We start from the raw sequence: 8,842 nt of genomic DNA on the forward strand, positions 1-8,842 counted from the left end.
AGAAGCCGTTATCAAAGCGATCTTGCAGCTTGAGGAACGGACGGGCGTGCGGGTCTTGCTCCCGTTCGGATGATCACGGACTGGCCGGCGCATGAAGGAAGGGCCTCCTGCGTAGCTCGGAGATGTCGAGTCAACAAGCACCCAGGAGGCCCAGGTGTCACAGTCTTCCGCGCCCGTCGCGTCGGCGTCCAACTCCGGCGTGTCGCGGTGCGATTGCCTCGCTCACCGGTTCGGCAACGCCGCCGACCACGAAGGCCGTGTGCGCCGCTACCCCAGCGATCTGACCGACGCTGAGTGGGCGGTGGTCCGCGACGCGCTGCCGATGCCGCGCTGGCTTCAGGGGCGGGGCGGCCGACCGGAGTCCTACTGCCACCGCGTGATGGTCGACGCCGTGCTCTACCTGGTCGACGGCGGCATCAAGTGGCGCGCGATGCCGGTCGACTTCCCCGACTGGGCGGCCGTCTACCGCTTCTTCCGCCGCTACCTCGCGCAGGGCCTGCTGGCCGAGCTGCACGACCGGCTGCGTCGACAGGTGCGCATGAAGGAGGGCCGTGACCCGGAGCCGTCAGCCGGGATCATCGACTCCCAGTCGGTCAAGGCCGATGCCGTGGTCGGTGCCGGCTCGCGCGGCTTCGACGGCGGAAAGAAGATCAATGGGCGCAAGCGCCATCTGGTGGTCGACTGTCTCGGGCTGCTGCTGGCCGTACTGGTGACCGCCGCCTCGACCACCGACCGCGACGCCGCGCACGCTATGCTGCCGCCCCTGCGCGCCCGGTACTTCCGCTTGAAGTTGATCTGGGCCGACAGCTCCTACAGCGGGGCGCTGGTGGAATGGGCCGGTGCCGCACTACGACTGGTGCTGCAGGTGGTCAAGCGCGCGGAGAACACGGTGGGCTTCGCGGTGCTGCCGCGCCGCTGGGTGGTCGAGCGGACCAACGGATGGCTGCTGCGCACCCGTCGCCTGGCGCGCGACTACGAGCGCACCACCACGGCCGCGGAGGCGATGATCTACTGGTCGATGACCGCGCTCATGACCCGCCGCCTGGCCGCACGGCGCTGAACCGGCCGTCCGGCTCCTTGACCAGCCAGCCCCGCTCGGCCACCCGCCGGGCCTTGGCTCGCACCCGCTCCACCCCGGCGGCCGAGGTCTCCCAGCCCAACCGAGCGGCGATCTGACGGCAGTTCAGCGGCCCCATCCCCTCCCGCACCGCCGCCTCCAGGGCGCCGATGATCCGCTGGTAGTCCGGGGCGAGGACGGCCGGCCGAAGGCCGGGCCGCCAATCGGGCACGATCGTGCCCGGCGCCGCGGCCGCACTCCGACCCCCGCTATCCGGCGGCGGACCGTCCGCCGCGCGGGCCTGGGCCAGCGCCGCCGCGAACTCCTCCCGCGCGATCACCGCGCGCTCGCAGGCCCGCTCCGCCTCGGCGAGCGCGGCCGCAGCGCGCTCTGCCTCCTCACGGCACTCCTCCAAGCGCTGACGCGCGGACAGCTCCCGCTCCTCCAGCAGCCCCATGGGCGACGGCATCCAGCCCTCCGACGATGCGGTGACACGACACCGCCATCCCTGCCGCCCACTCGCCGAGAACATGCCTGACCTGCGAAATCAAAGCCACCACGCTCGGATTGATAACGGCTTCTGATGCCCGCCCACCGCGTAGCCGCCTCCGTGGAGGCTGCGGACCTTGGCTCGTACCAGCAAGCTGCCCGACTCATGCTGCTGCACGGCGTCGTCACCGAAAGCTATCCCCGAGCCAAGGCGCTTGCGGTGGTGCTGCAGTGGGCCGACGAACTCGCCAAGGACTTCCGTGACTTATTCGGCTACTCCTTGCAGACCAGCGCCCGTCACGCACGGCTGCTGCGGCGGCTGGACGCGTTTGATGCCAGCCAGGCGTTCCTCACGGTGAAGAGCAAGAGACCGTTTGACCGGCGACGGCTGGCCTACCTCTGCCTGATCCTCGCCTGCTTGCACCGGTCACGCATCGAAATCAACCTCGCCGATCTCGTCAAGCTGCTCACACCGTCCGCGAAGGCGATCGAGCACCTGGGGTTCGATGCCACCGCACCGGGCCACAAGGACGCAGTCGTTGACGTGATGGACTGGCTTGTCGACCGAGGGGCGCTGCGGATCTCCGATGGCTCCATGGAGGACTGGGCCCGTGACCACGACCGCGGCGATGCACTGTTCGACATCGACCATGACACCTGCGCGGCGCTCTTCAGACCGAACAAGCCACTGCAGCACCTGGTCAGCGCTGCCGGCCTGCTGGACACCCAGACCGCCGGCACCGGACGGGACCCCCGTCGGCGCTTTGCTGCCCAGCGAGCCCGTCGCATGCTGATCGAGTACCCGGTGGTCTACTTCAGCGACACCGACGCGGAGACAGCGATAGCGCTGCGCCAGCCCACCCTCGCCGAGGACATCGCACGGCTGACCGGATTGCCTATCGAGCGCCGGGCCGAGGGCATCATGCTCGTCGACACCACCGGGCACTTCACTGACAAGCGATTCCCCGGCCGCGGTGGAGCGGTCAACCGCACTGCCGGGCTGATGCTTGCGAAGATCGCGGACTTGCGGGAAGACCCGGACCGGGCCAGCAGTCTTCAGTACCTCCTGCCCGCCGGTCCAGGAGAGGAACACGCGGACCTGCTGAGCCGAATCGACATGGCACTGCCGCAGGCAGGCACGCTCGAAGCCCTGGCGCACGACCCGCATGCGGAGACTGGTTGGTCCGCGGACGAGGCCGATCCGGACGTCCCAGAACATGAAGGACAGACGGGCTTGCCCTTCGTGGAACACGGCACGCTGGAGCAGATGATCACCGAGCTCTATGAAGAATTCGGCCCCTCCTCCTTCACCAACAAGTGGCAGGCCGACCCCGGCGGGCTGCTGGCAGAGGCGGTCGCACTCCTGGCGGACCTGCGCCTGGTCCACGTCGTCCCCGGCGGGATCCTGGTCCGGCCCGCGGCCGGCCGCTACCGCAACATCACCGCCGTCCTGCCACGCCCCGCGCACGACGGCCAGTTCGCTCTCGACTTCCCCACTGAGGAAACCTCTCCATGACTTTCATCCCCCACTCCCGCACCGCTGACGAGTCGGAGGTCCGCTTCAAACCCACCCGCGCCGGAGTGATCGGCCTCTGGGACTACACCGACGAGGAGTTCGTCTTCGCCGATGGCCGACTGGTCCTGCGGGGGCACAACGGCTCCGGCAAGACCAAGGCCCTCGAAGTACTCTTCCCCCTCGTGCTGGATGGTGTCCTCGACGCAAGGCGTCTTGATCCGTTCAGCGGCGAGGAGCGGACCATGAAGTCGAACCTGCTATACAAGGGGCAGGAGTCCGCCTACGGCTATGTGTGGATGGAATTTGCCCGCACCGGCCACAACGGGGAAGTCCTCGAAGCCGTCACCGTGGGGATCGGCATGCGGGTGACCAAGCAGATGGCCACACCCGCCCGCTTCTTCTTCGTCACCGACGGCAGAGTCGGCATCGACTTCGGCCTGCTGGACGCTGCCTCACGCCCGCTGCGGGAGAAGGCCCTGGAGAAGCTGCTGGGCAAGAAGGCCATCCTCGATACAGCGGAGGCGTACCGGGAGAAGATCGATGACCGGCTCTTCGGGCTGGGCCGTGAGCGTTACAGCCAGCTGGTCAACCTTCTCCTCCAGCTGCGGCGCCCGCTGCTGGCCAAGGACCTTGACCCGGTCAAGTTGTCCGACACCCTTACCGCCGGCCTGCGCCCCGTCGACGATGACCTCATCCTGCAAGCCGCCCGCGACTTCGAGAACCTCGCCGAAATCCAAGCGCTCCTCAACGCCCTGACAGGAGCGGATACCGCGGTCCGCAACTTCCTGCGTGAATACACCAGTTACCTGCGCGCCCATGCCCGTGACCGCGTCGACCACGTCACCGGGCGCATCCAGGACACGGCCGCCCAGTGCGAGAAGATCATGGAAGCGGCGGAGGACCGCCGCACCTCCGAGCGGCAGCTGACTTCCGCACAGCAGGAGCGGGATAACGCCGAACGCCAGTGCAACGAGCTCGGCGCCCGCCTGGCCGAGTACAAGAACCACGACGCCATCAAGCAGCAGCATGGGCTCAAGGAACTGCGCGACCGCGTACGCACTGAACGCCGGGGCATCGCCGACAGCGAACGCCACCTCAACCAGGCTCAGAAGAACTTGGCCACCCTCAAGGGAGAGGCTGATCGCGCTCTCCAGCGGCACGATGAGCTGCGCAAAGCGGCCTCCCGGCACACCCACAGCCTGATGGACGCCGCACGCCGCTGCGGCATCCTGCACGACGACGCCACGCTGGATCTTGGTGCCGAGCTGCACACGGACCTAGCAGGTCGCGTAGCCGCGCGTCGCAACGAACTGGAGGACGTACGCGCCCACCTCAGCGCCTTTGAGGCTGCCAGGAAAGACCAGGACCGCGAGCAGGACCACTGCGACGCGGGCGCCGGTGAGCTGACCGACACCGAGCGGCAGTCCGCCGCGGCAGCCGAGAATCTCGAGATCGCCCGCACCACGGCCAGCCAGGAGCTGGACCAATTCATCGGCCGCTGGAGCAGCGGCAACGACATCGCGGTCTTGGCCGCCGCCGACGGTGACGTGCTGCGCGCGGCGATCGGCGCGGTGGGGGAACCCGAAGCGACCCCCCTGCCGGAGGTGTTTCGTTCCCTCACCGACGAGCGCCGCACCAAGGCCCTCACCCGCGTCGAGACCTTGAAGCGGGAGCACGGCGACACTGCAGAGACTCTGCGCAGCAAACAGGATGAGCGCGCCACCGTGGCCGCCGAGGCTGATGACGCGCCCCCACCCAGTGACCTGCGTCCTGCCAACCGCGATGAGCGGCACGGCGCTCCGCTGTGGCAACTCGTGCGGTTCGCCGATCACGTCCCCGACGACCACACAGCCGCTGTGGAGGGCGCCCTGTACGCGGCCGGCCTGCTCACCGCCTGGCTGCACCCCGACCCTGCACTGACCGACGAGGCACTGCACGACAAGGTCGCCGACGCCTATCTGCGCGCACTGCCTCCCGCGCAGCGGCCGACCGGACGCACCCTGGCCGATGTACTGGTCGTCGAAGATCAGCAGCTCGTGGACGCCGCGGCCGTGCAGGCCGTCCTGGCGTCCATCGCCGTAAGGGACGACGCCCTTGCAACGGACGACGCGCTGTGCGGCCCTGCGGTCACGACAGGCTCCCACTTCTGCCTCGGCGTCCAGATCGGTGCACATCCCAAGGAACAGCCGGAGTACATCGGAGCCACCGCGCGAGCCGCCCGTCGGCGCGAACGGTTGCGCCTGCTCGAAGAATCCATCGCTGCCCTGGAAGCTCAGCTCGCCGACATCGAAGAACGACAGCGATACGCGCAAGAAGCGTACGACGACTTCGACCGCGCCAGGGGTGAACTCCCCCGCACCCAGCCGATCGCCAAGGCGGTAAGCAAGGTGGCCGTGGTGGCGGAGAAGGTCGCCGGCGCCCGCCGCCGCCTCACCGAAACCCGCAAACGCCTCGACGGGGCGATCGCACGCGCCCACGAGAAGAACCGCCAGCTTCGGCATGCCGCCACAGCCGCACGGCTGCCCACCCTCCGTGAGGAACTGAACAACGTCGCCCAGGCCATCGACGACTTCGCCGACGCCGGCAAGGCGCTCTCCACCTGCCGTGAGCAGGCCGATGCCGCCGAGCGCGACATCGCCAGCCGCAGGGAGATCATCGCAACGCAGACCGCGTCCTGCGCAGAACAGGCTGAGGCGCTACAGGCGCGCAAGGATGAGTTCGCCGTTCAGGACGAACGTCTGCGCACCCAGGAAGCGACACTCGAAGCCCCTCTGCAGGAGATTCTGCAGCAGATCGCGGATGCGGAAGAGCAGCTCACCTCGGCGCAGAAGACGTACGGCCGTACGAAGAAGGACGCGGAAGAGCAGCGAGACCGGCTTCTGCAGGCTGACCATGCCCTGGACTTCGGCCGTACAGCACTGGCCACGGCCGTGGCTGAGCAGGTGCGCACCACGCTCACGCTGGAGCCGTATGCCCGGCCCGACCTTCTCGGCCTCCTCGAAGCGAACACCGAGACCGTCTGGCTGCCGCACGACATGTGGCCGAGCGCCGAGCAGGCAGTCCAGGCCCTCATGGACCGCCTGACCTCACACGGCACTTCTCTCACGGGCATGGAGGCCGCCCAGAACGTCGTCCCCGCATCCGTCGCCTCCTTGATCAGCGCGCTCGACGAGGCGACCCGAGGCCGGCCGATCACCGCGAGCCTCCTGAAGACCGTGACGACCAAGATCTCTACCGCTATCACCGCGCTGGAGGCAGCCCTGCTGGAGTCCGATCAGGGCTACCTCTTTGAATGGGAGCCGACTGGTGACATCATCCTGGCTCGGGTGACCGACAGCGAAGGGCCAGCTCCCGTAGCGGACTTCGCCCGCCGCCTGGCCGAACAGCTCGCTGATCAGAGCGTGCTGCTGGAAGACAAGGAACGGACTGTCCTGGAGGACGGACTCCTGACCGGGCTGGCCGAGCAGATCCACGATCGCACCGTCGCCGCGCGCGACCTGGTCAAGAGCATGGACGCCGACACCCGCTCCAAGCCCATGTCTTCCGGTACGACGGTGGGCATCAACTGGGTCATCTCCGACGCGCTCACCGACTCCCAGCAGGCTGTCAACAAACTGCTCGACAAGGACGCCTCCGGTCTTGGCCCGGCCGGACTGGCCGAACTCCGCTCCCACCTGCGCAGCCAGATCCGCGCCAAGGCCGCTGCCGACAAGAAGAGGAGCTACCAGCAAGTGATCGCGGAAGTGATGGACTACCGCGCCTGGCGCAAGTTCGAGCTCCGTCTGTTCCGGCCGGGCATGAGCGAGGAGGAGCGGAAGAAGGGAGAACTGCTCACCAAGGCCAAGCACAGCGTGATGTCCGGCGGCGAGAAGTCCGCCTCCATCCACCTGCCGCTCTTTGCAGCCGCTCACGCCCAGTACAGCTCCGCGTACCCCACCTGCCCGCGGCTGATCGCACTTGACGAGGCTTTCGCCGGCATCGACGAGAAGTACCGCCCCGACCTGCTCGCCCTCACGGCCAAGTTCGACCTCGACCTCTTCATGACGGGCTACGACCTGTGGATCACCTACCCTGACGTGCCGCAGATCTCGCACTACGACATGAAGCATGACGAGGCGTCTCACACCGTCTCCGCCATGCTGCTCGTCTGGGACGGCGAGCAGATCCTCGATGACCTCGAGTATCCCGGATCCAACGATCTGGCTGCCGAACTCCTCGGCTTCACGCCCCGCCGGCACGTTCCCGCAGAGGCAGGACTGCTCGCGGACATTCTTGAGGACGAGTCGACGAACGACGACGCCGAGGAAGCAGAATGACCGGGTCAGCAGAGGCATACGAGCGCTACCAGGCCCCCGAGTTCCGCCGGCTCCTGGCCGCTGCCCGGCGCTCGCTCGAGCGCAACGGCGGCGAGATCAAGGGCTCCATCGGCCTCGCCAACCCGACCACGGCCGAGCGCAACGCCATCATCGGCGTCACCGGTACATACCGGTCGGCCGACGTCCGCCGCATCACCATCCCCCTCTCAGCGTTGGAGCAGAGCGTCCGCAACGTCACGGGCATGTCGCTCCGCGATGTCCTGGAACGAGTCGGCCCCGAACTGCGCTTTCGCACCGACGAGCGGACCGCACTCGATCAGGCCCGGCAGACGATCCGCGCCGAGGGCGAGGCCAGCCCGCTGCACGCCGAGCACTCCTGGTACCGGCAGTGGCTGGCCAGCCTCGCATCCGATGGCACGATCACCGGTCTGATCAATAAGAAGGACACCCACCTCTTCAGCCAGGCCGTCAGGGTCCTGGAACACCTCTACAACCGGCCCATCGACGCTCCACCGCTCATGCTGCCCGCCTTGGCCGACGCCACCACAGGAGACACCAAAGCTCTCAACCCCGGCCGCGGCTCGCTGCCGACTCTGGTCCTGCGGGCCCTGGCCATGGCACGTGGAATCTCACTCGAATCAGGAGCCGAGGCTCGGCGTGAGCTGTGGGACGCCTTCGACGTCATCGTCGACGACCTCGCCAGCCGTGTCCTCGTCCTCAACCTCCCCGCCACCGGCCAGGGTCTTGGCCAGTGGCTCACCGACGCCGCCCGCTACGGCACTCCCTTCCACGTCACCCTCCACCAGCTCATCACCCTTCCGATCGCCGTGAACCTGCCAACGGTGTACGTCTGTGAGAACCCGGCTGTGCTCCGCCGCGCCGCCGGTGAGCTCGGTGCCGGCAGTCCGCCGCTGATCTGCGCCGAGGGCCGTCCCTCGACCCTCTCTGTCAGCCTTGGGTGAGACGCCCCGCTTAGTCGGGTTAGCCTGAGAGGGCACGACAGGAGAACCACCCCCTCATGACCAGCACCAACCCCGCCGAGTCCGACCCGGCCCCCAGGCCGAAGCGCCGTTCCTTCAGTCCGGAGTACAAGCTGCGCATCGTGGCCGAGTACGACGCCGCACCCAAGAACGAGAAGGGCGCTGTCCTGCGCCGCGAGCGCCTTTACCACTCGCACGTCAAGGAATGGCGGGCCGCGCGGGATGCCGGGGCATTGGAGAAGCTGGTCGACCAGCGCACCAGCCCGGCCCGGCCTAAGAAGTCGGCCGCAGAGACGGAAAACGAGAAGCTGCGCCGCCAGGTGGAACGGCTGGAGAAGGAACTGGCCCGGAACAAAGCCGCGTTGGAGGTCATGGGAAAAGCTTCCGCGCTCTTGGAAATGATCTCCGAGGGCGCGGACTGAGGACCGCAGCCGACCCGGTGGTCGATGACGCGTTCGCCGGCATCGAGGGCAAGTTGGGCATC

The 8,842-nt window shown here is 67.9% G+C and carries 6 protein-coding genes; 5 read left to right on the forward strand and 1 reads right to left on the reverse strand.

Annotated elements, in window-relative coordinates; translation table 11 throughout:
• Positions 1–154 precede the first annotated feature (154 nt).
• Positions 155–1,060: an IS5 family transposase gene (locus RH94_RS09495; protein WP_073947174.1), complete on the forward strand. Its 906-nt coding sequence runs from the start codon at positions 155–157 to the stop codon at positions 1,058–1,060.
• Here the strand turns inward: RH94_RS09495 and RH94_RS09500 are convergent.
• Entirely contained in the window at positions 1,029–1,526 is a 498-nt protein-coding gene (locus RH94_RS09500; protein ID WP_073947175.1) for a hypothetical protein, read from the reverse strand. The two genes, RH94_RS09495 and RH94_RS09500, sit on opposite strands and share 32 nt — an antisense overlap.
• 186 nt (positions 1,527–1,712) lie before the next feature.
• On the opposite strand from RH94_RS09500, the gene RH94_RS09505 reads away from it, so the two are divergent.
• The 4 genes from RH94_RS09505 to RH94_RS09520 are packed head-to-tail and all read left to right on the forward strand — an operon-like array spanning position 1,713 to position 8,780.
• Entirely contained in the window at positions 1,713–3,062 is a 1,350-nt protein-coding gene (locus RH94_RS09505; RefSeq protein ID WP_234425652.1) for a DUF2398 family protein, read from the forward strand.
• Positions 3,059–7,378: a TIGR02680 family protein gene (locus tag RH94_RS09510; RefSeq protein WP_073947189.1), complete on the forward strand. Its 4,320-nt coding sequence runs from the start codon at positions 3,059–3,061 to the stop codon at positions 7,376–7,378. The genes RH94_RS09505 and RH94_RS09510 overlap by 4 nt, the downstream gene beginning before the upstream one ends.
• Positions 7,375–8,340, forward strand: coding sequence for a TIGR02679 domain-containing protein (locus tag RH94_RS09515; protein ID WP_234425654.1), 966 nt, complete (start codon positions 7,375–7,377; stop codon positions 8,338–8,340). The genes RH94_RS09510 and RH94_RS09515 overlap by 4 nt, the downstream gene beginning before the upstream one ends.
• Positions 8,341–8,396: 56 nt before the next feature.
• On the forward strand, positions 8,397–8,780 hold the full coding sequence (locus RH94_RS09520; RefSeq protein WP_073946048.1) for a transposase: 384 nt from the start codon (positions 8,397–8,399) through the stop codon (positions 8,778–8,780).
• The last annotated feature ends 62 nt before the right edge of the window (positions 8,781–8,842 follow it).

Origin of the sequence: Streptomyces kebangsaanensis, from assembly GCF_001906585.1 — a bacterium.
Classification (GTDB): domain Bacteria; phylum Actinomycetota; class Actinomycetes; order Streptomycetales; family Streptomycetaceae; genus Streptomyces; species Streptomyces kebangsaanensis.

Bases quoted from the DNA above. Each gene is read 5' to 3' on its own strand.
- RH94_RS09515 (WP_234425654.1), top strand. From the start codon at position 7,375: ATGACCGGGTCAGCAGAGGCATACGAGCGCTACCAGGCCCCCGAGTTC.
- RH94_RS09520 (WP_073946048.1), top strand. From the start codon at position 8,397: ATGACCAGCACCAACCCCGCCGAGTCCGACCCGGCCCCCAGGCCGAAG.
- RH94_RS09500 (WP_073947175.1), bottom strand. From the start codon at position 1,526: ATGCCGTCGCCCATGGGGCTGCTGGAGGAGCGGGAGCTGTCCGCGCGT.
- RH94_RS09505 (WP_234425652.1), top strand. From the start codon at position 1,713: ATGCTGCTGCACGGCGTCGTCACCGAAAGCTATCCCCGAGCCAAGGCG.
- RH94_RS09510 (WP_073947189.1), top strand. From the start codon at position 3,059: ATGACTTTCATCCCCCACTCCCGCACCGCTGACGAGTCGGAGGTCCGC.